The organism is Clavibacter lycopersici (assembly GCF_003576405.1).
In the GTDB taxonomy this organism is placed as follows: domain Bacteria; phylum Actinomycetota; class Actinomycetes; order Actinomycetales; family Microbacteriaceae; genus Clavibacter; species Clavibacter lycopersici.
This window is the reverse complement of record NZ_QWGT01000015.1, coordinates 1-22,625: the sequence shown is the minus strand read 5'-3', so window position 1 is coordinate 22,625 and position 22,625 is coordinate 1. Positions and strand designations below refer to the sequence as shown.

The 22,625-nt window shown below is 72.7% G+C and carries 22 protein-coding genes, 1 tRNA gene, 1 pseudogene and 1 riboswitch; of the genes and pseudogenes, 16 read left to right on the top strand and 8 right to left on the bottom strand.

The window, feature by feature from the left end:
- From mshD to pstB, 7 genes are all read left to right on the top strand, one after another.
- A partial coding sequence (mshD, locus tag DZG00_RS02305) for a mycothiol synthase (protein ID WP_119455344.1) occupies window positions 1-711 on the top strand: 711 nt, incomplete at its 5' end.
- 93 nt (window positions 712-804) lie between these two features.
- The gene (locus tag DZG00_RS02300; protein WP_119382409.1) at window positions 805-2,985 is read left to right on the top strand and encodes an RNA degradosome polyphosphate kinase; all 2,181 of its coding nucleotides are present in this window, start codon (window positions 805-807) and stop codon (window positions 2,983-2,985) included.
- 62 nt (window positions 2,986-3,047) lie between these two features.
- Window positions 3,048-3,998 carry an NUDIX hydrolase gene (locus DZG00_RS02295; protein WP_119382408.1) on the top strand — a complete coding sequence of 317 codons (951 nt, stop codon included), beginning with the start codon at window positions 3,048-3,050 and terminating at the stop codon, window positions 3,996-3,998.
- A 212-nt stretch (window positions 3,999-4,210) separates the two neighbouring features.
- Window positions 4,211-5,308, top strand: a complete 1,098-nt coding sequence (locus DZG00_RS02290) for a phosphate ABC transporter substrate-binding protein PstS (RefSeq protein ID WP_119382407.1) — start codon at window positions 4,211-4,213, stop codon at window positions 5,306-5,308.
- A gap of 106 nt (window positions 5,309-5,414) precedes the next feature.
- The gene (gene pstC, locus DZG00_RS02285; protein WP_199688921.1) at window positions 5,415-6,416 is read left to right on the top strand and encodes a phosphate ABC transporter permease subunit PstC; all 1,002 of its coding nucleotides are present in this window, start codon (window positions 5,415-5,417) and stop codon (window positions 6,414-6,416) included.
- Entirely contained in the window at window positions 6,416-7,516 is a 1,101-nt protein-coding gene (gene pstA, locus DZG00_RS02280; protein WP_119381988.1) for a phosphate ABC transporter permease PstA, read from the top strand. Before pstC ends, pstA begins: the two co-directional genes overlap by 1 nt.
- A 41-nt stretch (window positions 7,517-7,557) precedes the next feature.
- Window positions 7,558-8,337: a phosphate ABC transporter ATP-binding protein PstB gene (gene pstB, locus DZG00_RS02275; protein ID WP_043673462.1), complete on the top strand. Its 780-nt coding sequence runs from the start codon at window positions 7,558-7,560 to the stop codon at window positions 8,335-8,337.
- 80 nt (window positions 8,338-8,417) lie between these two features.
- Here the strand turns inward: pstB and DZG00_RS02270 are convergent, their stop codons facing one another.
- The 3 genes from DZG00_RS02270 to DZG00_RS02260 all read right to left on the bottom strand — a co-directional run bounded on the left by DZG00_RS02270 (window position 8,418) and on the right by DZG00_RS02260 (window position 11,068).
- Complete coding sequence (locus DZG00_RS02270) at window positions 8,418-9,281, bottom strand: anti-sigma factor (RefSeq protein WP_119381989.1); 864 nt, start codon at window positions 9,279-9,281, stop codon at window positions 8,418-8,420.
- The gene (locus DZG00_RS02265) at window positions 9,278-9,880 is read right to left on the bottom strand and encodes a sigma-70 family RNA polymerase sigma factor (RefSeq protein WP_119381990.1); all 603 of its coding nucleotides are present in this window, start codon (window positions 9,878-9,880) and stop codon (window positions 9,278-9,280) included. Before DZG00_RS02265 ends, DZG00_RS02270 begins: the two co-directional genes overlap by 4 nt.
- Window positions 9,881-10,435: 555 nt before the next feature.
- Window positions 10,436-11,068, bottom strand: a complete 633-nt coding sequence (locus DZG00_RS02260) for a DNA-directed RNA polymerase subunit beta (protein ID WP_119381991.1) — start codon at window positions 11,066-11,068, stop codon at window positions 10,436-10,438.
- A gap of 70 nt (window positions 11,069-11,138) precedes the next feature.
- Between DZG00_RS02260 and DZG00_RS17115 the strand changes: the two genes are divergently transcribed.
- The 3 genes from DZG00_RS17115 (at window position 11,139) to DZG00_RS16940 (ending at window position 12,000) form a co-directional block, all read left to right on the top strand.
- Window positions 11,139-11,309 (top strand): hypothetical protein, encoded by a 171-nt coding sequence (locus DZG00_RS17115; RefSeq protein ID WP_199688922.1) that lies wholly within the window; start codon window positions 11,139-11,141, stop codon window positions 11,307-11,309.
- A 35-nt stretch (window positions 11,310-11,344) separates the two neighbouring features.
- Window positions 11,345-11,417 (top strand) — tRNA-Lys (locus tag DZG00_RS02255).
- Between the two features lie 103 nt (window positions 11,418-11,520).
- Entirely contained in the window at window positions 11,521-12,000 is a 480-nt protein-coding gene (locus DZG00_RS16940) for a hypothetical protein (protein WP_158586983.1), read from the top strand.
- Window positions 12,001-12,240: 240 nt separating this feature from the next.
- Here the strand turns inward: DZG00_RS16940 and DZG00_RS02245 are convergent, their stop codons facing one another.
- Window positions 12,241-13,689 carry a hypothetical protein gene (locus tag DZG00_RS02245; RefSeq protein ID WP_119455343.1) on the bottom strand — a complete coding sequence of 483 codons (1,449 nt, stop codon included), beginning with the start codon at window positions 13,687-13,689 and terminating at the stop codon, window positions 12,241-12,243.
- 229 nt (window positions 13,690-13,918) lie between these two features.
- Between DZG00_RS02245 and DZG00_RS02240 the strand changes: the two genes are divergently transcribed.
- On the top strand, window positions 13,919-14,176 hold the full coding sequence (locus DZG00_RS02240) for a hypothetical protein (RefSeq protein ID WP_119383124.1): 258 nt from the start codon (window positions 13,919-13,921) through the stop codon (window positions 14,174-14,176).
- Here the strand turns inward: DZG00_RS02240 and DZG00_RS02235 are convergent.
- Both DZG00_RS02235 and DZG00_RS02230 read right to left on the bottom strand, forming a co-directional pair.
- On the bottom strand, window positions 14,173-15,093 hold the full coding sequence (locus DZG00_RS02235; RefSeq protein WP_119383123.1) for an aldose 1-epimerase family protein: 921 nt from the start codon (window positions 15,091-15,093) through the stop codon (window positions 14,173-14,175). The two genes, DZG00_RS02240 and DZG00_RS02235, sit on opposite strands and share 4 nt — an antisense overlap.
- Window positions 15,094-15,103: 10 nt before the next feature.
- Window positions 15,104-15,928, bottom strand: a complete 825-nt coding sequence (locus tag DZG00_RS02230; RefSeq protein WP_119455342.1) for a DeoR/GlpR family DNA-binding transcription regulator — start codon at window positions 15,926-15,928, stop codon at window positions 15,104-15,106.
- Window positions 15,929-16,021: 93 nt separating this feature from the next.
- On the opposite strand from DZG00_RS02230, the gene galT reads away from it, so the two are divergent.
- From galT to DZG00_RS02210, 4 genes are read left to right on the top strand one after another with little or no spacing between them, the layout of a single operon-like run.
- Entirely contained in the window at window positions 16,022-17,164 is a 1,143-nt protein-coding gene (gene galT, locus DZG00_RS02225) for a galactose-1-phosphate uridylyltransferase (protein ID WP_119382789.1), read from the top strand.
- Complete coding sequence (gene galK / locus DZG00_RS02220; RefSeq protein WP_119382788.1) at window positions 17,161-18,321, top strand: galactokinase; 1,161 nt, start codon at window positions 17,161-17,163, stop codon at window positions 18,319-18,321. The genes galT and galK overlap by 4 nt, the downstream gene beginning before the upstream one ends.
- 39 nt (window positions 18,322-18,360) lie before the next feature.
- Window positions 18,361-19,275 carry a GNAT family N-acetyltransferase gene (locus tag DZG00_RS02215; RefSeq protein ID WP_119382787.1) on the top strand — a complete coding sequence of 305 codons (915 nt, stop codon included), beginning with the start codon at window positions 18,361-18,363 and terminating at the stop codon, window positions 19,273-19,275.
- A 31-nt stretch (window positions 19,276-19,306) separates the two neighbouring features.
- A complete protein-coding gene (locus DZG00_RS02210; protein WP_119383369.1) occupies window positions 19,307-19,906 on the top strand; it encodes a gamma carbonic anhydrase family protein in 600 nt (199 codons plus the stop codon).
- 48 nt (window positions 19,907-19,954) lie between these two features.
- Here the strand turns inward: DZG00_RS02210 and DZG00_RS02205 are convergent, their stop codons facing one another.
- The gene (locus DZG00_RS02205; protein ID WP_119383029.1) at window positions 19,955-20,857 is read right to left on the bottom strand and encodes a bifunctional methylenetetrahydrofolate dehydrogenase/methenyltetrahydrofolate cyclohydrolase; all 903 of its coding nucleotides are present in this window, start codon (window positions 20,855-20,857) and stop codon (window positions 19,955-19,957) included.
- On the bottom strand, window positions 20,854-22,131 hold the full coding sequence (gene glyA, locus DZG00_RS02200; protein WP_119383028.1) for a serine hydroxymethyltransferase: 1,278 nt from the start codon (window positions 22,129-22,131) through the stop codon (window positions 20,854-20,856). The genes DZG00_RS02205 and glyA overlap by 4 nt, the downstream gene beginning before the upstream one ends.
- 32 nt (window positions 22,132-22,163) lie before the next feature.
- Window positions 22,164-22,247, bottom strand: a riboswitch (ZMP/ZTP riboswitch).
- A gap of 180 nt (window positions 22,248-22,427) precedes the next feature.
- On the opposite strand from glyA, the pseudogene DZG00_RS02195 reads away from it, so the two are divergent.
- Window positions 22,428-22,625, top strand: a pseudogene (locus DZG00_RS02195) (DUF3459 domain-containing protein); the annotation flags it as partial.

Sequence of the window (22,625 nt, the reverse complement as noted above, 5' to 3'; positions counted from 1 at the left end):
CACCCGATCGGCGCGGCCGTCCGCGCGCGCGGCGACGCCGGCGTCGAGGCCGAGCTCGTCGTTGATCCCGGGCACCGCCGCCGCGGCATCGGCCGCGCGCTCCTCGACGCCGTGCTCGCGGAGGCCGGATCCTCCCCCGTCTCGGTCTGGGCGCACGGCGACCACCCCGCCGCCCGCGCGCTCGCGGCCGCGACCGGACTCGACCGGGCACGCGAGCTCCTGCAGCTGCGCGCATCGGTCGCCGAGGCGCGCGCCGGCCTCGGCGAGCGCCCGATGCCCGATGGCCTCGCGCTCTCGTCCTTCACCGCGGACGACGCCGACGAATGGGTGGCGCTCAACGCCCGCGCCTTCGCGAGCCACCCGGAGCAGGGCCGGATGACCCGCGGCGACCTCGACGACCGCGTCGCCGAGGCGTGGTTCGACCCGACGGCCCTGCTCCTCGCCCGCGACCGGGACGGCCGGCTCGCCGGCTTCCACTGGCTCAAGGTGGAGGGCGGCCAGGCGGAGGTGTACGTGCTGGGCGTGGATCCCGACCGCGCCGCCCGCGGCCTCGGATCCGCCCTCCTCGCCGCCGGCCTCGACCTGCTCTCCGAGCGCGGCCACGACGAGGTGGACCTCTACGTCGAGGCCGACAACGCCCCGGCCCTCGCGCTCTACCGCCGGGCCGCGTTCCGCGATGCCGCGGTCGACGTCCAGTACCGCCGCGCCTGATCCCCGCGCCCCCGCGGCTGCGGTCCCGTGGCGGTTCACCGTGCGTTCACCTGCTGGAGGGTGGAGCGCACACCGCGATGCCATGATGGGCGGATGGACAGCGAGACGTACATCGGCGATGCGAAGGCGGTCGCCGAATCCCTGGACGACTTCGACGAGGACGAGATCCTCGAGGACGACGGGACCCTCCCCGAGGGCCGCTTCCTCGACCGGGAGCTGAGCTGGCTGGCCTTCAACCGCCGCGTGCTGGAGCTCGCCGAGGACCCGGAGCTGCCGGTCCTCGAGCGCGCCAACTTCCTCGCCATCTTCGCGAGCAACCTCGACGAGTTCTTCATGGTCCGCGTGGCCGGCCTCAAGCGCCGCATCGCCACGGGCCTCGCCGTCCCCACGAACATCGGGCGCACCCCGTCCGAGGTCCTCTCCGCCATCAACGAGACCGCCTACCGCCTGCAGGTCCGCCACGCGGCCGCGTTCAACGACAGCGTGCGCCCGGCGCTCGAGGAGCACGGCATCCGCATCGTGCGCTGGGACTCGCTCGACGAGGCGCAGCAGGACCGCCTGCACGAGCTCTTCTCCGAGCAGGTGTTCCCGGTGCTCATGCCGCTCGCGGTGGATCCGGCGCACCCGTTCCCCTACATCTCCGGCCTGTCGCTCAACCTCTCGGTGCGCATCCGCAACCCGAAGACGAACCGCCAGGAGTTCGCGCGCATCAAGGTGCCGCAGATGCTGCCGCGCTTCATGCCGCTGACGCCGGAGACCCGGTCGGGGCCCGTGGACTTCATCGCCCTCGAGGACCTCATCGCGAACCAGCTGCAGACGCTCTTCCCGGGCATGGAGATCGTCGAGCACCACGTCTTCCGCGTCACGCGCAACGAGGACGTGCAGATCGAGGAGGACGAGACCGAGAACCTCATCCAGGCCCTCGAGAAGGAGCTGCTGCGGCGCCGGTTCGGCCCGCCCATCCGCCTCGAGATCTCGGACGACATGGACGCGGTCACGCTCGACCTCCTCATGCGCGAGCTCGACATCACCGAGCAGGAGGTGTTCACGCTCCCGTCCCCGCTCGACCTCGGCGGCCTGTTCGACCTCGCCAAGCTCGACCGCCCGGCGCTGCACTACCCGAACAACGTGCCCACCACCGCGGTCGCGCTGAAGCCGGCCGAGGACAACTCGCGCGCCGACATCTTCCGGTCCATCGCGCAGCAGGACATCCTGCTGCACCACCCGTACGAGTCGTTCACGACGAGCGTGCAGGCGTTCCTCGAGCAGGCCGCGTCGGATCCGCACGTGCTCGCGATCAAGCAGACCCTCTACCGCACGAGCGGCGACAGCCCCATCGTCGAGGCGCTCATCGACGCGGCCGAGGCGGGCAAGCAGGTGCTCGCGCTGGTGGAGATCAAGGCGCGGTTCGACGAGCAGGCCAACATCACGTGGGCGCGCAAGCTCGAGAAGGCCGGCGTGCACGTGGTCTACGGCGTCGCCGGGCTGAAGACGCACTGCAAGCTCGCGCTCGTCATCCGCCAGGAGAAGGGCGGGGTGCTCCGGCACTACAGCCACATCGGCACGGGCAACTACAACCCCAAGACCAGCCGCATCTACGAGGACCTCGGCCTCCTCACCGCCGACGACGTGGTGGGCAAGGACCTCACGCGCCTGTTCAACGAGCTCTCCGGCTACGGCATCGAGAAGAAGTTCAAGCGCCTGCTCGTCGCGCCGCTCCACCTGCGGAAGGGACTGCTCAAGCGCATCGCCGTGGAGACGCAGAACGCGCTCGACGGCAAGCCCAGCGGCATCCGCATCAAGGTCAACTCCATCGTCGACGAGAAGATCATCGACGCGCTGTACCGGGCCAGCAACGCGGGCGTGCCCGTGCAGGTCTGGGTGCGCGGCATCTGCTCGCTCACGCCGGGGCAGCCGGGGCTGAGCGAGAACATCGAGGTGCGGTCGATCCTCGGCCGCTACCTCGAGCACAGCCGCGTCTTCTCGTTCGTGAACGACGGCGACCAGGCCACCTACATCGGCAGCGCCGACATGATGCACCGCAACCTGGACCGCCGCGTCGAGGCTCTCGTCCGCCTCGTGGCTCCGGCGCACCTGCAGGAGATCGAGGACCTGTTCGACCGCGCCATGGCCGACACCACGTCCGCGTGGATCCTCGACGCCGACGGCGAGTGGACGCGCCGCAACAAGGACGCCGACGGCACGACGCTCGAGGACCTGCAGACCGCGGTGATGGGCATCGTGGCCAAGCGCAAGCGGCGCGTGCTCCGCTGAGCACGGCTCCGCTGAGCACGGCTCCGCTGCGCGGCGCTCCGCTCGTCACCGACCCCGCTAGCGTGGGTGAGGTGACCCCCGCCCCCTCCGTGTTCGCCGCCGGCGCCGTCGTCTGGCGCGTCATGGAGGGGCGGATCCGGGTGCTCATCATCCACCGCACGCGCCGCCGCGACACCTCCCTGCCCAAGGGCAAGGTGGATCCCGGCGAGACGCTCCCGCAGACCGCCGTCCGCGAGGTGCACGAGGAGACCGGCCTCCGGGTCGCGCTCGGCGTGCCCCTCGGCGCCATCGAGTACGGCATCTCCGGCGGGCGCCGCAAGTCGGTGAGCTACTGGGCCGCCGAGGCGACGGACGCCATGGTCGAGGCCGGCCGCTTCGAGCCGGACGACGAGGTCGAGAGCGTCGAGTGGGTGTCCATCCCCAACGCGCGCAAGCGGCTCGACTACCCGGGCGAGGTGCAGATCCTCGACCTCTTCGCCGGGCTCGTGGAGACGGGCTCGCACCGGTCGTTCGCGCTCATCGCGCTCCGCCACGGCCACGCGGTGCAGCCGTACGAGTGGGACGGCGCAGACGCGGGCCGCCCCCTCAGCGCACGCGGACGCGAGGAGGCGCGGGCGATCGTGCCGACGCTGCTCGCGTTCGGGCCCCGCGTGGTCACGAGCAGCACCGCCGAGCGCTGCCTGGAGACGGTCGCGCCCCTCGCGGAGGCCCTCGGCCGTCGCGTCAAGGAGGACGCGGGGATCAGCCAGGACGCCTACGAGACCGACGGCGGATCCGTGCGCGAGACCGTCGCGAAGCGCGTGCGCAAGGCCCGCAGCGCGGTGCTCTGCAGCCACAGCCCGGTGCTGCCGGAGATCCTGCACGAGATCGCGCTGGCCACCGAGACGCCCCGCGCGAGCCGCATGCCGCGGGCCGGGATGCTGTCGCCGGCAGAGTTCTCCGTGGTGCACCTGTCGGCCTCGGACCCGGAGGCGGGGATCCTCGCGGTGGAGACGTACGGGCCGTCGGCCTGACGGTGTTCGGGCGTCCGCGGCGCGTCGGGGAGCCCCGTGCGCAGCCCGACCGACAACTGTGCGCCCGCGAGCCTGAGCCCGTGCCGATCCGCGCCCTCTGTTCACCTCCCGTTCACCGATATCGGCCGAGCCGGTCAAGAGCCCGACATAGCTTCTTCGAGGGGCACGCACCGGCCCCCTCACAGCACGAAATACCCGGAAGGCTCCATCACGTGAAGATCTCGCGTCTCAGCAGCGCAGCAGCGCTCGCCGCCGTCACCGCCCTCGCCCTGTCCTCCTGCGCCAGCAATGAGGCGCCCGCCGACGGAGGCTCCGCATCGGAGTCCACCCTCTCCGGCACCCTGAACGGCATCGGCTCCTCCGCGCAGGGCGCGGCCCAGGAGGCATGGATCGCCGCGTTCCAGACCGAGAACACCGGCATGAACATCACCTACGCGGCCGAGGGCTCGGGCGCCGGCCGCGAGGCGTTCATGGCCGGCGGCCAGAACGCGAACTTCGCCGGTTCCGACCGCGCGCTCAAGACCGACGAGCTCACGGGCACCTTCGGCCAGTGCGCCGACGGCACGTCGGCCATCGACATGCCGAACTACATCTCGCCCATCGCGATGATCTTCAAGATCGACGGCGTCGACCAGCTGAACCTCGACTCCGCCACCGCAGCGGGCATCTTCAAGGGCACCATCACGAAGTGGAACGACCCGGCGATCGTCGCGCTCAACCCGGACGCCACGATGCCCGACGCGAACATCACCGCCGTGCACCGCTCGGACGACTCGGGCACCACCGAGAACTTCGCCGCGTACCTCAACGCGACGGCCGCGAGCGTCTGGGACGCGGAGCCGGACGGCGTCTGGCCCTACCAAGGCGGCGAGGCGGCCCAGGGCACCTCCGGCGTCGTCGACGCCGTCACCGGCGGCACGAACATCATCGGCTACGCAGACGCCTCGCGCGCGGGCGACCTCGGCACCGCCAAGATCAAGGTCGGCGACGAGTTCGTCGCCTACTCCCCCGAGGCGGCCGCCGCCATCGTCGACGCATCCCCCGAGGCCGAGGGCCGCGCGGACAACGACATCGTGTTCGACCTCGACTACGCGTCGCAGGAGGCGGGCGTGTACCCGATCGTCCTCGTCAGCTACCTCATCGCCTGCCAGGAGTACAAGGACCCGGCCGTCGGCGAGCTCGTCAAGGCCTACCTCGGCTACGTGACCAGCCCCGAGGGCCAGCAGGTCGCCGCCGACAAGGCCGGCGCCGCTCCACTGTCCGACTCGGTCTCCGCGCAGGTCAAGACCGCGGTCGAGTCGATCAAGTAGCACCCGCTGTCCGCCCCCTGATCCGCGTCCGCGCGGGTCAGGGGGCGTCCCCACGGGCGGACCGCCGCCCACAGCCCCACCATCCAGACCGTAGGGATCCCGACCCATGACGACCGCCGCCCCGACGCCTCCCGAGGCTCCCGAGTCCGATCGGCCGCGCGACGTCGCCGCCGCCCCCCGCAGCTCCCAGGACGCGAAGCCGAAGGCCCGCGTGGGCGACCGCGTCTTCTCCGGCCTCTCCCGCGGATCCGGCACCCTCATCCTCGTGATCCTCGCGGCCGTCGCGCTGTTCCTCATCGTGCAGAGCCTCCCGGCCCTCACCGCGCCGCCCGCCGAGATCTCCGGCGGCGGCGGCTTCTGGGCGTTCGTCGGGCCGCTGATGTTCGGCACCGTCTACGCCGCGGCGCTCGCCATGCTCATGGCCGTGCCCGTGGCCATCGGCATCGCGCTCTTCATCTCGCACTACGCGCCCCGCCGCCTCGCGCAGGGACTCGGCTACATCATCGACCTGCTGGCCGCCGTGCCCTCCGTGGTGTTCGGCCTCTGGGGCATCACGGTCCTCGCGCCGTTCCTCCAGCCGTTCTACGCGTTCCTCACCGACGCGTTCGGCTGGTTCCCCCTCTTCGCCGGTCCCGTCTCGGGCACCGGCCGCACGATCTTCACGGTCGCGGTGGTCCTCGCCGTCATGATCCTGCCGATCGTCACGGCCCTCTGCCGCGAGGTCTTCCTCCAGACCCCGAAGCTGCACGAGGAGGCGGCGCTGGCCCTCGGTGCGACGCGCTGGGAGATGATCCAGACCGCCGTCCTGCCGTTCGGCCGCCCCGGCATCATCTCGGCCTCCATGCTCGGCCTCGGCCGCGCGCTCGGCGAGACCATGGCGGTCGCGATCGTCCTCTCGCCCGCCGCCGTCGTGAACTTCGCGTGGTTCCAGTCGACGAACTCCAACACGGTCGCCGCGAACATCGCGCTGAGCTTCCCCGAGGCGTACGGCCTCAAGGTCAACGAGCTCATCGCGTCCGGTCTCATGCTCTTCGTCATCACGCTGGCCGTGAACATGATCGCCCGCTACATCATCAGCCGCCGCAAGGCCTTCTCCGGAGCGAACTAATGGCGACGACAGCCCCCTCCCGCACGCGGCCCGTCGCGAGCACCCTGCCCAACTCCCTCACCGCCGGCAAGCTGCACCGCTTCACGGCGCCCGCGATCTTCCTCGTGTCCTGGCTCGTCATGGCGGCCGTCTTCCTGGTGCTCGAGCTCTCGGGCGCCGCCGACAGCTTCAACATCGTGGGCACCGCGGTGTTCGGCACGATCCTGTTCGGCGTCGCGCTGTTCTGCATCTCGCTCGCCGTGGAGGGCGAGCGCAAGGCGAAGGACCGGGTCATCACGATCCTCGTCACCGTCGCGTTCGTGCTCGCCCTCATCCCGCTGATCTCGCTGGTCATCACCGCCGTCACCAACGGCTCCGCGCGGTTCGACCCGCTGTTCTTCAACTCGAGCCTCCGCAACGTGGTGGGCGCGGGCGGCGGCGGGCTCCACGCCATCGTGGGAACGCTGATCGTCACGGCCATCGCCGCGGTGATCTCCATCCCCGTGGGCCTCATGGCGGCCATCTACCTCGTCGAGTACGGACGGGGCCGCCTGGCCCGTGCCATCACGTTCTTCGTCGACGTCATGACGGGCATCCCGTCCATCGTCGCGGGCCTCTTCGCCTACGCGCTGCTCGTGATATTCCTCGGGCCGGGCGTCCGCCTCGGCTTCGGCGGCGCGCTGGCGCTCTCCGTCCTGATGATCCCCGTGGTCGTGCGCAGCGCCGAGGAGATGCTCAAGCTGGTGCCGAACGAGCTGCGTGAGGCCTCCTACGCGCTCGGCGTGCCGAAGTGGCTGACCATCGTGAAGATCGTGCTGCCCACGTCGCTCGCCGGCATCGTCACGGGCGTCATGCTCGCGATCGCCCGCGTCATCGGCGAGACGGCTCCGCTGCTCATCGTCGCGGGGTTCACGCAGAGCATGAACTACAACCCCTTCAAGGACCAGATGATGACCCTGCCGGTGTTCGTCTTCCGGCAGTACGCCGACCAGGGCGCGGACGCGGCTGCCTACGTCGACCGCGCGTGGACGGGCGCGCTCGTGCTCATCCTCATCGTCATGGCGCTGAACATCGTCGCCCGCCTCATCGCCCGCATCTTCGCCCCCAAGCTCGGCCGCTAGCGCCCGCTCCCCGGCCACGAACCCGAACGGTAAGGAAACCCTTGTCCAAGAGCATCGAAGTCAACGACCTGAACGTCTACTACGGCAAGTTCAAGGCGGTCGAGGACGTCAACCTGCGGATCGAGCCGCGCACCGTCACCGCCTTCATCGGCCCGTCCGGCTGCGGCAAGTCGACCTTCCTCCGCACGCTCAACCGCATGCACGAGGTGATCCCCGGCGCGTACGTGGAGGGCGAGGTCCTCGTCGACGGCAACGACCTGTACGGGCCCGGCGTCGACCCGGTGCTCGTGCGGCGCCAGGTCGGCATGGTGTTCCAGCGGCCGAACCCGTTCCCCACCATGTCGATCCGCGACAACGTGCTCGCGGGCGTCAAGCTCAACAACCGCAAGATCTCCAAGTCGGACGCGGACGCGCTCGTCGAGCAGTCGCTCATGGGCGCGAACCTCTGGAACGAGGTCAAGGACCGGCTGGCCCTCCCCGGGTCCGGCCTCTCGGGCGGGCAGCAGCAGCGCCTCTGCATCGCGCGCGCCATCGCGGTGCAGCCCGACGTGGTGCTGATGGACGAGCCGTGCTCGGCGCTCGACCCGATCTCCACGCTCGCCATCGAGGACCTCATCGAGGAGCTCAAGGCGCAGTACACGATCGTGATCGTGACCCACAACATGCAGCAGGCCAGCCGCGTCTCGGACCGCACGGCGTTCTTCAACATCGCCGGCACCGGCAAGCCCGGCAAGCTCATCGAGTACGACGACACCACCACGATGTTCTCCAAGCCCAGCGTGCAGGCGACCGAGGACTACGTCAGCGGCCGCTTCGGCTGATCCGCCGCCCGGCACGCAGAAGGCCCCGCATCCTCTGGAGGATGCGGGGCCTTCTGCGTACCGGGCGTGCGCGACGCCGATCAGGTGGCGGTGACCGCCACGATGGGCTCGCTCGTGGGCTGCTCGGATCCGCCCTCGGGCTCGACCGTGATCGCCACGGTGTCGCCGGGGGTGTACCTGCCCTCGAGCACGGCGTGGCCGGCCCCGCCCTCGGCGGGCATGACGCCGGCGGACACGGGACCCGCCTGGCCGACGTACCACATCTGGAGGACACGGCCCTCGGGCAGCGGCGACGCGTCGTTCAGCACGACCGCCGTCCTGCCCTCGGACGCGGAGAAGTAGACCGTGGCGGTGCCGCCGCCGACGACGTCGCGCTTGTCGATGACGACGTCGGACGCCGTGGTGACCTGCTCGTACGCCGAGGCGACGGGCGCCTGGGATGAACCCGGGCCGTCCAGGTTCGTGCCGACGACCACGCCGCCGACGACGAGCACGACGGCCGCCGCGGCGACGCCGATGAGGGCGCCGGGCCGGCGGAACCAGCGCTCGGAGGCCCGGGAGGACGCCGACCCGAGGCGCTCGCGGGGAGCGGACGAGGACGGCGCGGCGGGACCCGTTCCGGCGTCGCCGGTGGAGGCGGGCCGCAGCGCGGTCACGGGCGCCGGCTGGCGCTCGTCGTCCGTCGCCGCGGACGGAGCGGCGAGCGGCGGCAGCTGCGGGGTGGCGTCGAGCATGGCCATGAGGTCGACCTTGAGGCGCGGAGACGGATCCACCGGCTCGGTCGTCCAGGCGAGGTCGGCCGCGGTGGTCCGCAGCTCCTCGACCTCCGCGCGGAGCACGGGGTCGCGCTCGAGCAGCGCCTCGATGTCGGCCGCCTCCTCGGCGTCGACGGCGCCGAGCGCGTAGGCCGCGGTGAGCATGCGGAGGTCGTCGTCGGTGGTCATGATGCGACCCCCATCTCGTCGCGCAGGCGGATCATGCCGTCGCGCAGGCGTGTCTTCACCGTGCCGATGGGCACGTCGAGCATCGACGCGACCTCGCTGTGGCTGTAGCCGCCGTAGTACGCGAGGGAGACGGCCTGGCGCTGGATCTCGGTGAGCTTCGTCATCGCCTTCTTCACCCTCTCGTGCTCGATGCTGATCTCGACGGTCTCGGAGACCTGGTCGTAGCCGTGCTCGTGATCGCGGATGCCGATGCGGACGTCGCGATCGCGGCTGGACTGGGAGGCGCGCACGCGGTCGACCGCGCGGCGGTGGGCCATGGTGAGCACCCACGTGGTCGCTGCGCCCTTGGCGGGGTCGAAGCGGGAAGCGGACTGCCAGATCTCCAGGAAGATCTCCTGCGTGACCTCCTCCGACTGCGCGTGGTCGACGAGCAGACGACGGACGAGGCCGAGGACGCGGGGAGCGAGCTGGTCGTAGAGATCCGAGAAGGCGCGCTTGTCGCCCTGGGCGACGCGGCCGAGGAGGGACTCCTTCGACTCGGGGTCCGCCGGACCGGGGAGGTCGGGACGCTCGATCGATGAAGGCACGAGCCCCAGCATCCCAGACCCGGGTGCGATCCGCATGCAGGCAGGGCGAGGCCCGGCGAGCTGGGGCGGTGCTGCGGGGAGGTCATGTGGCGCTTCCGGTCGGGTGCGGGTGGATGGGGAGCCGGTTCACGGGCGTGCGGTGCCCCGCATCAGCCGGGATCCCGTGGTGCGGGACATCTGGGATGGCCGGGCGGCCTGCCACGCGGGCAGGACCCGACCGATGCGGGCCGCACCCTCGCGGGTGTCGGTTGCGAGGCGGGTTGACGCCCCACGATGACTCTTCGGCGCGACGCGCGTCACGGATTGGTCACAGCCGACGGGGCTACGGGCCCCGGGTGATCGGGGAGCTCGGCCGCTCACGTGGGGGCCGTCCCTCCGCGTAGGTGGGGAAGGGAGATGAGGAGCCGGACCGCAGGACGCCTCTCGGCGCGAGGCCGCTCGGAGCGGCGAATATTGGTACCCGGGAGTACTGCGGCCCGACCAGAGTCCACTGTAACCGAGTCGGCGCGGGCTGTCGCCCCGGGAGTCGCGCTCACAGCGAACGGAGGGATCCGCAGGCCGAGGACGTCAATCGAGGCGGTCGCTGCGCCAGAGCCGGGCGCACTGCACGAGGTCGGCGGCCATCTGCGAGAGGCGGAGGGCACGCGTCGTCAGGTCGCCCGCGCGCTCCGGCGACGCGGTCGCGTCGAGGTCGTCGGCGACGCTGGTGGCACCGAGCGCGGCGAGCCGGCTGAACGCGCCCGCGCGGTCGAGGGCCACCGCGAAGTCGCCCGTGAAGAGCCCGCGGAGGATGCTGTCAGCCAGCTCCACGATCTCAGCCGGCCCCGTGGGAGCGGTGGCGCCGGCGACCACCGGGTCGATGGTCGTGGCGACCTCGGTGCCCCGCTGGTAGAGGAGGCTGATGCCGTCGGGATCCTGGCGGATGAGCGCGCGCATGAGGTACAGCCGCCACAGCGCGCCCGGCAGGCTGCGCGGGCTGGCGCGGGACCAGAGCTCGGCGACCGCGTCGATCCCGTGCTCGTCGGTGTACGCGATGAGCCGGTCGACGACCGCGGGGTCGGGATCCGCCCGCACGCGCGCCAGCAGCGCCGACGCGGTCTCGTGGGCCACGCGGCTGATCGTGGCGGGGTCGTCGCCGCCGAGCATGCTGTCGAACTTCGACCCGGAGAACAGGGTGGGCTTGTGGTAATCGCCGGACATCCCGGCAAGCGTACGCCGGGATGGATGCGGCGGCCGGGCTCCCGGCAGGTCGCCGCCGTAGGCTCGGGGCATGCGCTTCGTCTACGGCCTCATCGCCCTCTGGCTCGTCCTGGTGATCCTGGGCTTCGTGATCAAGGCGCTCGCCTGGCTCGTCGGGGTCGGCGTCTTCCTCGTCGTGGTCACGGTCGTGGCCGGCGCGGTGGTGCGCCGTGGGTCATCGCGCGACGTCGACCGGCTCTGAGACCCCCTCCGCCCATCCCGTAGCATCGGGGGCGCGGGCCTCTAGCTCAGTTGGTAGAGCAAGGGACTTTTAATCCCTGGGTCGTCGGTTCGAGCCCGACGGGGCCCACCCCACTCCGAGCCCGGCGCAAGCGGACGATGCATCGCTCGACGCACGGCCGTCCCCCTCCCGGAGGACGCCCCACGGCGCGGCCCGCCGATAGCGTCGCAGCATGCCCTCCCGCGCCACCTCCCTCGTGCCCGTCGCCCTCGCGGCCGCCCTCCTCCTCACCGCGTGCACCGGGGAGCCCGCTCCGACGCCGACCACCGCGACTGCCTCGATCTCCGCGTCGCCGTCCCCCTCCCCGGAGGCAGCCGCTCCCTCGACGCCCACCACGCCCGCGGTCGAGCTCGAATCGCAGCAGAGCCCCGCGTGGACGAAGGAGCAGCTCTGGCGGGCCTGCGTCGACTGGCGAGCCGCCGAGGAGGATCGGAACGGCTGGACGCACCCCGACGGTTCGTGGAACCAATGGGACCAGCTGCTCATCGCCCAGCCGCAGGTCGGCGACCTCTACGACGTCCAGATCCTCGGCTACTTCTGGCAGGAGAGCGTCCAGGACCAGGTCGGCGCGATCCTCGAGTGCAGCATCGAGGGCTCCCCCGAGGACCACACCGTGACGGCCACGGATCCGGAGAAGCACCACTCGGAGTGACGCGCCCGGCGACGCCGCTCAGACCGGTCGGCCCTGTCGAGCACCAGGATCGGCGGCGTCCGGTACAGGAACCTGGGCGGCGTGCGCATCGCCGCGTCATGGATGCCCAGCCATGGATCCGAGCCGGGCTCACCGCCCTCGCCGGCTGATCCCGGTTCCGGAGCCAGCGACACCCGGACGCCGCGCGCGGTCGGCACCGCCTGACCCTCGGCGCACCGAGCCGATCGATCGCCCGACCGGTCAGCCCGTCGGCGTCGGCGTCGGCGTCGTGCTCGCCGGAGCAGGCGTCGCGGCCGGAGCCGGGGTCGCGGCCGGAGCCGGGGTCGCCACCGGCACCGTGAGCGGACGCCCGAAGCCGTCGACGCTGCGGACGCCGCGGTCCGTGATGACGGAGGCGAAGGACGCCTCGGGGTTGTTCGGCAGCGACGGGCGCTCGACGCGGGTGTCGCGCGCGTACGGGCCCACCACGACGACCCGCTGGGACGGGTACTTGCTCGGGGTCATGAACATGGTGCCGCGGCCGACGAACGTGTCCTGCGTGAGCCGCGTGCCCTGGTCCACGAGGCCGACGCCGATGCCGTGCGCGCCCAGGTCGCCGCCGGTGACGATGTTGTAGCCGACGACGGTGGCGCCGACGCCCGCCCCGATCTCCAGCTGGTAGCCGCCCGCGCCCGAGTTGCCCTCCAGGCGCATGCCGTTGATCCCGAGCTCGGAGACCATCGACGACGTGTTGCTCGTGGGGATCGCGAGGAAGCCGCGCGCCGCCTTGTTGCCGGCCCCGCATCCGATGACGCGCGTGTTCTCGAAGCGCGCGTTGGTGGGGGCGATGCGGATCCCGCCCGCCACGCAGTTCACGATCTCGGTGTCGCGCATGACGATGTCGATGGCGTTGACGCCGTCGCAGTCGACGCCCCAGGTGCCCGCCGTGATCACGCGCAGCCCCTCGATGACGTTGGCGTACGAGTACTCGTCGTTCGCCGCGGTGAAGTTCGTGCGGGCGAAGTAGACCCCCGCGCCGCCCGTGGCGTTGAGCTCGATGTCGGTGATGCGGCAGTGCAGCAGCGAGCGCAGGTACAGCCCGTGGCGTCCCGTGCGCGTGCCGGTGATGCTGAAGCCGGTGAGCGAGACCGTCGCCTTGTTGTTCGCGGCGGGCCCGGCGTCGGCGCCGATCTTGCCCTGCACCTTGAACACGTCGCCCGTGGATCCCGCGATCTGCCGGATGGTGGTGACGCGGCGCCCGTGCCCCTCGATCGAGATGGCCGGGTACCCGTAGGGCGCTCCCGAGAGGGCCTGCTTCGGCCAGGTGGCGCTCGAGTAGTCGATGCCCGTCGACGTGACGCGGATCTCGCACGGCGGCAGGATCCCCCGCCCGCCGGTCTTCTGCAGGGCGGCGAAGAACGCGGCCATGGCCTTGGTGTGGTCGGCAGCGGAGGGCACGAACCCGAACTGCTCCGGGTAGTAGACGCGCGACTGGTCGCCCACGACGGGGGCGGCCGAGGCGGATGGCGCCGCGGCGGGCGCGGCGACCGAGGCGACGCCGGCGGTCGCGCCGACGGCGGCGGCGAGGAAGACGGAGCGGCGACCGAGGAGCGGCGGTCGCTCGGCGGGCGCCGGGGCGTCCTGGGCGAGGGCCTCGGCGGGCAGGTCGGAGGAGAGGGACGCATGCGCGTCCGCGCGTGTGCGGGACAAGGGGAGCCTTCCGGGTGGGCCGTGCTGTCGGGTGCGGTCGGGCCGCGCCGATCCGCTCCCCCGAGCACCGGACGCCCCACGCTGGATACGGCAAGGGTGGGTCCCGCTGCCGCCCGGAGAGTATCCCCAGTTCGGGGAGGCACGCGCGCCGTGTCCACCGGGCCCGGATCCCCGTGCTCACGGGGATCCGGCGGCCACCTCCGCGACCTAAGGAGGAGGAGGCGATGGGATGCTGGATCGCATGAGCATGCAGGCCGACGAACTCGTGATCGCGATGCTGACCGCCGAGGAGACGAGCGAGCGCTACGACCTGCTGAAGTCCGCCCTCGAGGATCACGACGACCGCGGCGTGCAGTACCTCTCGGGCGTCGTCGGGCGGCTGCTCGCGTACATCGACGGGCTGCGCGAGCCCGAGGAGAACCGGATCGCGCTGGAGCGGTACACGCAGCGGGTGGCGCTGCAGTGGGCGCAGGAGGACGAGGGCTAGGAGCCCGTCGCGCGGATCCCCCAGCTCAGCGTCCACTCCTCGCCGGGCGCGAGGCGGCGGACGCCGACGCCGGAGTTGAACGCGTCGGCCGGCGCGGTCATCGGCTCGATCGCGACCGCCTGGCGGCCGTGCGTCGGGAACCCGCGCGGCGTGTAGACCTGCAGGAACCGGAACGACTCGTCGGCCCAGAGCTCCACGCCGCGGCCGTCGGGCGAGGTGAGGCCATGGCGGCTGGTGCCGCCCTCGACGCGGACGTCGCCGTAGCCGGTGTTGAGGTCGAGCTCGCCGACGACGCGGCCCTCGCGCAGGTCCTCGTCGGCGCCGTCGACGGGGTGGTCGGCCACGGGGATCAGCGCGTCGTCCACCTCGGACCACGTGTCCGCGCGGACGGTGAGCGTGAGGTCCGCGGAGGGCACGCCGCCGATCGCGAGGTAGGGGTGGGCGCCGACCGCGACGGGGGCCGAGCCGTCCGAGTCGTTGCGGATCCGGTGGGTCACGACGAGGCCGTCGTCGGTGAGCCGGTAGGTGACGGAGGTGTCGAGCAGGAACGGGTAGCCGTGCTGCGGGAAGACTGTGGCGGAGAGGGTGACGCGGTCGTCGGCGCGGTCGGACGCGGTGTAGCCGGTGTTGCGGAGGAGGCCGTGCGAGGCGTTGCCGAGCGACGGCTCGGTGACGTCGAGCGCCTGGGCCTTCCCGTCGAGGTCGTAGCGGGCGCCGCGGATCCGGTTCGGCCACGGCACGAGGACCATGCCGGCGCCCATCGGGGCCACGACGTCCTCGCCGTAGGGCTCGACGAGGTCGACGCCGTCGAGGGTCAGGCCGCGGATGGCGGCCGCGAGCTGCACGACGGTGGCGCGGAGCTCGCCGGACGGGCCGGCGTGGACGAGGTGGTGCTGCTCTCCGGTGACGGGTCTCATGGGATCCACGTTACGACCGCCGGGCCGCGGACGCGCCGCCCGCCCGGACGACGCGCAGCCCTGAGTCGCGCAGGCGCTCGACCTCGCGCGGATCCGCGTCGGCGTCCGTGAGCAGCGTGTCGATCAGGTCCAGCGGCGCGACGGATCCGAGGTGCGTGCGCCCGAGCTTGGTCCCGTCCGCGACGACCACGGTGCGCGCGCTCGCGGCGACCATACGCCGCTTCACCTCGGCCTCGGGCAGGTTGACGTTCGTGACGCCCCGGTCGACGTCGACGCCGTTGCCGCCGATGAACGCGATGTCCGGGTGCAGGCGGTCGAGCACGACGCCGGCGAGCGGATCCACGAGGCTGTGCTGCAGCGCCCGGAGCGTGCCGCCCGTCACGACCACCGTGAACCGCGGCATCGCGCGCTCGAGCTCCAGCGCCAGCGTGAGCCCGTTCGTGATCACCGTGACGTCGACGAGGTCCTCGCGGGCGACGAGCGCGCGGGCCACCTGGAGCGTCGTGCTGCCGACGTCGAGCAGGACGCTCTGGCCGCTCTCGACGAGGTCGGCGGCCGCGCGGCCGATGGCGCGCTTGGCGTCGGCGGCCGACTCGAGCGTCACCTCGAGGCTCTGCTCGCGCGCCCCGAGGCCGGACCGGAGGACCGCGCCGCCGTGCACGCGCTGGACGGCGGCGGAGTCGGCGAGCGCGTCGAGGTCGGCGCGGATCGTGACCGCCGAGACCCCGGCGTCGGCTGCGAGCTCGGCGACGGTCGCGAAGCCGCGGTCGGCGAGCCGCTCGAGGATGCGCGCACGGCGGGTCGCCGCGGGGACGGATGCGGAGTCGTCGGCCATGCGGCGAGCCTCCCGCACGCGCTTGCCGGAACGCAAGCCGGCCCTTTCGCGGACGCAGATCCGAGCCCTGAGAGCCCGTAGGATCGGGGGATCATGCATGCCGACCAGACCGTCACGACGTCGCCGTCCGGGATCACGCAGCGCCGCACGCTGCTGTCCGACGGCCGCGAGCTCGTCTACTTCGACGACGCCGACACGACCCTCCCGCCCGAGCGCGCCGCCGACGCCCGCCCCGCCGCGCCCCGCCCGCCCACCGCGACGATGCGGCAGGACGTGCTCACGGGCGAGTGGGTCTCCATCGCGGCCGCCCGCCAGAACCGCGCGTTCCTGCCGCCGGCGGAGCTGGATCCCCTCGCCCCGGCGAGCGCGACGAACCCGTCCGAGATCCCGAGCATGTACGACGTCGCGGTGTTCGAGAACAAGTCGCCGTCGTTCGGGCCCGCGCTCGCGGACACCGCGGGCGTCGACGCCCCGGTGGACGACGACGACCTCACCGCCATCGGCCTGGAGCGCACCCGCACCTCGGTCGGCCGGTGCGAGGTCGTCTGCTTCAGCCCCGAGCACACCGGCTCGTTCAGCGGCCTCACGCCGTCGCGCGCCCGCACCGTGGTGGAGGCGTGGGCCGAGCGCACGCGCGCCCTCTCGGCGATGCCCGGGATCCGGCAGGTGTTCCCGTTCGAGAACCGCGGCGAGGCCATCGGCGTGACGCTGCACCACCCGCACGGGCAGATCTACTCGTACCCCTACATCACCCCGCGCACGCGACGGCTGGTGGAGTCGATCGAGCGGTTCGGCCCGGGCCTGTTCCAGCGGATCCTCGAGACCGAGCAGGCGTCCGAGCGCGTCGTGCTCCGCGGCGAGCACTTCACGGCGTTCGTGCCGTTCGCGGCGCGCTGGCCCGTGGAGATCCACATGCTCCCCCACCGCCACGTGCCCGACCTCGCCGAGACGACCGCGGCCGAGCGCGACGAGCTCGCGACGATGTACCTGCGGCTGCTGCAGGGGATCGACCGGCTGTACGACACCCCGACGCCGTACATCTCCGCCTGGCACCAGGCGCCGGTGGACGCGCACCGCGACGAGATCCGGCTGATGCTGCAGATCACGTCGCCGCGCCGCGCAGCGGACAAGCTCAAGTTCCTGGCCGGATCCGAGGCGGCCATGGGCGCCTGGATCGGCGACGTGCCGCCGGAGAAGGCGGCCGAGATGATCCGGAAGGCAGTGGAGGACGCATGACCGACATCCGAGACGACGTGCGCGAGGGATTCCGCGCCCGCTTCGAGCGCGAGCCGCACGGCGTGTGGTCCTCGCCCGGGCGCGTGAACCTCATCGGCGAGCACACCGACTACAACGAGGGCTTCGTGTTCCCGTTCGCGATCGACCGCCGTACGGTCATCGCGCTGGCTCCGCGGGACGACGACCGGATCCGCCTGGCGAGCTCCTTCTCGGATGAGGTCGTGGAGGCGCGCCTCGCCGACCTCACGGGCGAGCGCATCGAGGGCTGGCAGGCCTACCCGCTGGGCGTCGCGTGGGCGCTCGGCCAGCGCGGGGCCGACCTCGCGGCCGTGCCCGGCTTCGACGTGTTCATCGACAGCGACGTGCCCGTGGGCGCGGGCCTGTCGTCGTCGGCGGCGCTCGAGGGATCCATCGCCCTCGCGCTCGACGACATCTGGCGTCTCGGCCTCGACCGGCCGACGCTCGCCGCGGTGGGGCAGCTCGCCGAGAACGAGATCGTGGGCGCGCCGACCGGGATCATGGACCAGTCCGCGAGCCTCCTCGGTCAGCAGGACGCGGGCGTGTTCCTCGACTGCCGCTCGCTCCAGGCGGAGGTCATCCCGCTCGGGCTCGAGGCGGCCGGCCTCACCATCGCCGTGATCGACACGCACGTCGCCCACGCGCACGCCGACGGCGGCTACCGCGCGCGGCGTGAGTCGTGCGAGCAGGGCGCGCGCCTCATGGGCGTCCCGTCGCTGCGCGACCTCACGGTCGACGACCTCGTGCGCGCCCGCGAGGTGCTCGACGACGAGACGTTCCGCCGTGTGCGCCACATCGTCACCGAGAACCAGCGCGTGCTCGACACCGTACGGGCACTCCGCGAGGAGGGGCCGCGCGCCATCGGCGAGCTGCTCGACGCGAGCCACCGCTCCATGCGCGACGACTTCGAGATCAGCGTCCCGGAGCTCGACCTCGCGGTCGAGGTCGCGCAGAACGAGGGCGCGATCGGCGCGCGGATGACGGGCGGCGGCTTCGGCGGATCGGCCATCGCGCTGATCGACGTCGACTCGCTGTCGCGCCTGCAGGTCGCGATCGACGGCGCGTTCGCGGAGCACGGCTACACGGGGCCGACCGTCTTCACGGTCACGCCGTCGGACGGGGCGAAGGCGGAGGAGTAGCGCGGGCGCCGCTCCGGCGGCGCCCCTAGGCTCGGCGGCATGCGACCACCCGCGGGCCTGACCGAGATCATCGACGACCTGGACGATGCCGTCCGCGAGATCGCGCCGGCGCTGTCCGCGTGGTTCCCGGCGTCCACCCACCCCGGCGGCTTCGCGTGGGAGGCGGCGACCGGGCAGCTGCCCGAGCGGATCGCCGTGGTCCGCGACGCGGCGGGCGCGCTGATCGGCTGGGCCGCCTGCTCCGAGGACGACGCGCGCCTCGAGTGCGCCCCCGGCGACGACGGCACGACGGACCTGCTGGCCGCGTGGCTGCTCGATGCTGCCGGGGACGCGCGCGTCAGCGTGGCCGTGCACCGCGGGCAGGAACGGCTGCGCGGGATCCTCTCGGCACGCGGCTTCGTCGACGAGGCCGTCCCGCTCGCCGGGCTCCGCCACGCCGCCCGCCACACGGGTGCGCGGCCGCCCGAGGGCTACCGCATCCGCCCGGTCGAGGAGGGCGAGGAGCAGGCGAAGGTCGACGCTCACCGCCGGGCATGGAAGCCGGTCGAGCTGCCCTTCACCGACGGATCCGGCGACGGCATCGACCCGGCCGCCGAGAGCCGCTTCGACGCGGACGGCTACGCGGCCATGCGGGCCGCTGCCGTGTACCGGCGCGAGCTCGACCTCGTGATCGAGGCTCCGGACGGATCGCTGGCCGGCACCTGCACGGCCTGGCTCGACCCGGCGAGCGGCTGGGCGGAGCTCGAGCCGCTCGGCATCGTGCCCGCGCACCGCCGCCGGGGCCTCGCGCAGATCCTCGCGCTCGACGTCTGCCGCCGGGTCCGCGAGCTGGGCGGGAGCGACGTCTTCATCAACGCCTCGCCGCTCCCCTACTACCGGGCGCCGTGGGACGCGTACGTCGCCGCGGGCTTCGCGCCGTTGGACCGGGGCGCGCGGATGCGCCGCCCGGCCTGACCCGCCTGGCCCCGCGGCCTACCCTGGCGGCATGACCGTCGATCCCCAGGCCACCGTCCGCGCGCTCCCCGGATCGCCCGCGCCCGACATCGCGCCCGACGCCCTCGTGGCTGCGGGCGCGCGCGTCGTCGGGCGGGTGACGCTCGGCGCGGGATCCAGCGTCTGGTTCAACGCCGTGCTGCGCGCGGAGGCCGCGGACATCCGGATCGGCGCGGGCTCGAACCTGCAGGACAACGTCAGCTGCCACGTCGACGCGGGCTTCCCGCTCACGGTCGGCGAGGGCGTGAGCGTCGGCCACAACGCCGTGCTGCACGGCTGCACGATCGAGGACGACTGCATCGTCGGCATGTCCGCCACCGTGATGAACGGCGCCGTCGTCGGCCGGGAGTCGCTCCTCGCCGGCGGCACGGTCGTGCTCGAGGGGCAGGTGGTCCCGCCGCGCTCGCTCGTCGCGGGCGTGCCCGGCAAGGTGCGGCGCGAGCTCACCGACGAGGAGGTCGCAGGGCTGCGCGCGAACGCGGACCACTACGTCGAGAACGCGCGGCTGCACGCGGGCGCGATCCCGACGCCGGCGGTGCTCCTGGGCGCAGAGCGGTCCGCGGCCCCTGGACGCGAGGAGGGGACGGCCTGACCGGCCGTCCCCTCCCGCAGAGCCGCCGCGCGGACGCGGCGAGCGCCGTCAGCCGCGGAGCTCCTCGGCCAGGCGCGCGTCGCGCTCGGCGGCCAGTACCACGTTCACCAGCAGCATCGCCCGGGTCATCGGCCCGACCCCGCGCGGGTTCGGCGACAGGTGCCCGGCGACCTCGGCGACGGAAGGATCCACGTCGCCGGTCAGGCGCGCCTTGCCGGTCTCCGGATCCACGACGCGCGTGATGCCCACGTCGAGCACCGCGGCGCCCGGCTTCACCCACTCCGGCTTGATCAGCCCCGCGACGCCCACGGCCGCGACCACGATGTCCGCCCGGCGGACCTCCTGCTCGAGGTCGCGCGTGCGGGAGTGCGTGAGCGTGACGGTGGCGTCGAGGCCCTTCCGCGTGAGAAGCAGGCCGAGCGGCCGCCCGACCGTGAGCCCGCGGCCGACGACGACCACGTGCTGCCCGGCGATGGGCACGTCGTAGCGCTGGAGCATCTCGACGATGCCCGCGGGTGTGCACGGCAGCGGCGACGTCAGCTCGCCCTGCACCCCGAGCACGAGGCGCCCGAGGTTCGTCGGGTGCAGTCCGTCGGCGTCCTTCGACGGGTCGATGAGCTCGAGCATCGCGTTCTCGTCGATGCCCGCCGGGAGCGGCAGCTGCACGATGTAGCCCGTGACCGCCGGATCCGTGTTGAGACGCTCGATCGCGGTCCGCACGTCGGCCTCGGAGGCGTCAGCCGGGAGGTCCACGCGGATCGACTCGATGCCGACCTCGGCGCAGTCGCGGTGCTTGCCGGCGACGTAGGAGCGGGATCCCGGGTCGTCGCCCACGAGCAGCGTGCCGAGGCCGGGGACGAGGCCCTGCTCGCGGAGCGCGCGGATGCGCACGGCGAGCTCGGACTTGACGGCCGACGCGGTCGCGACGCCGTCGAGCACGACCGCCGTCACTGGGTGAGGCCCTCGTAGAGCGGGAAGCCGTCCGTCAGCGTCTGCACGCGCGTGCGGAGGGCGGCGAGGTCGCTGCCCGGCTTCAGGGTCTCGGCGATGATGTCCGCCACCTCGGTGAACTCCGTCTCGCCGAAGCCGCGGGTCGCGAGCGCCGACGTGCCGATGCGGACGCCGGACGTGACCATCGGCGGCCGCGGGTCGAACGGCACCGAGTTGCGGTTGACCGTGATGCCGACCTCGTGCAGCGCGTCCTCCGCCTGCTTGCCGTCGATGGGCGAGTTCCGCAGGTCGGCCAGGACGAGGTGCACGTCGGTGCCGCCCGTGAGCACCGAGACGCCGGCCTCGGTGGAGTCGGCCGCGACGAGGCGCTCGGCCAGGATCTGCGCGCCCTGGACGGTGCGGCGCTGCCGGTCGGCGAACTCCTCGGTCGCCGCGATCTTGAACGCCGTGGCCTTGGCGGCGATGACGTGCATGAGCGGCCCGCCCTGCTGGCCCGGGAAGACGGCCGAGTTGAGCTTCTTGGCGAGCGCGGTGTCGCGGCTGAGGATCACGCCGGACCGGGGGCCCGCGAGGGTCTTGTGCACGGTGGAGGAGACGACGTCCGCGTACGGGACGGGCGAGGGGTGGACGCCCGCGGCGACGAGGCCCGCGAAGTGCGCCATGTCGACCCAGAGCTTCGCGCCGACCTCGTCGGCGATCGACCGGAACGCGGCGAAGTCGAGGTGGCGGGGGTACGCCGACCAGCCGGCGATGATGACCTGCGGCCGGTGCTCGAGCGCCTTCTGGCGCACGACGTCCATGTCGATGAGGAAGGTGTCGGGATCCACGCCGTACGCGGCCGCGTCGTAGAGCTTGCCGGAGAAGTTGAGCTTCATGCCGTGCGTGAGGTGGCCGCCGTGGGCGAGCTCGAGGCCGAGGATCGTGTCGCCCGGCTGCGCGATGGCGGCGAGGACGGCGGCGTTGGCGGTGGCGCCCGAGTGCGGCTGGACGTTCGCGAACTCGGCGCCGAAGAGGCTCTTCGCGCGGTCGATGGCGAGCTGCTCGGCGACGTCGACGAACTCGCATCCGCCGTAGTAGCGGCGGCCCGGGTAGCCCTCCGCGTACTTGTTGGTGAGCACGGACCCCTGGGACTGCAGCACCGCGCGCGGCACGAAGTTCTCGCTGGCGATCATCTCGAGGGTGCCGCGCTGGCGGCCGAGCTCCTGCTCGAGGACCGCAGCGATCTCCGGGTCGACCTCGGAGAGGGGGGCGTTGAAGGACGGGTCGACGGGCATGGGACTCCTTGTGCACGGTGGACGAGCGGATGCGTCGTGGCCCAGGCGTACGGCCACCAACCGTGTGAGTCGCTCCCCGATGGTGACCCATCCGAACGCCAGTCGCGACGGGTCCGATCCTACCCGGGCGGGCGCGCGCACGCGAGGCGCGCATCCGCACCCGCCGGGCGGCGCGCTGGCCGCCCGGCGATGGGATCCGATGTGCGCGAACGGTTTGGGGGGTGACGCGTCCCCGCCGCCCGTAGGATCGAGGGGTCGGGCGACGGTGCCCGCGCGATGCGGAGGAAGGACCGAGCATGGGGAGCGCAGCGCTCACGACCGATCCCGCGGCAGGCGGGCATGACCGCGACGACGCGCGCGACGACGGCACGACGGACACCCACGCTGGCGCCCCCGACGCGCCCCCGGTGGATCGCGACGCCCTCGCCGCCGACCTGCGCCCGCTCGTGGGCGACGACGCCGACGCCCTCGCCGACGCGCTGGCCGCCGACCTC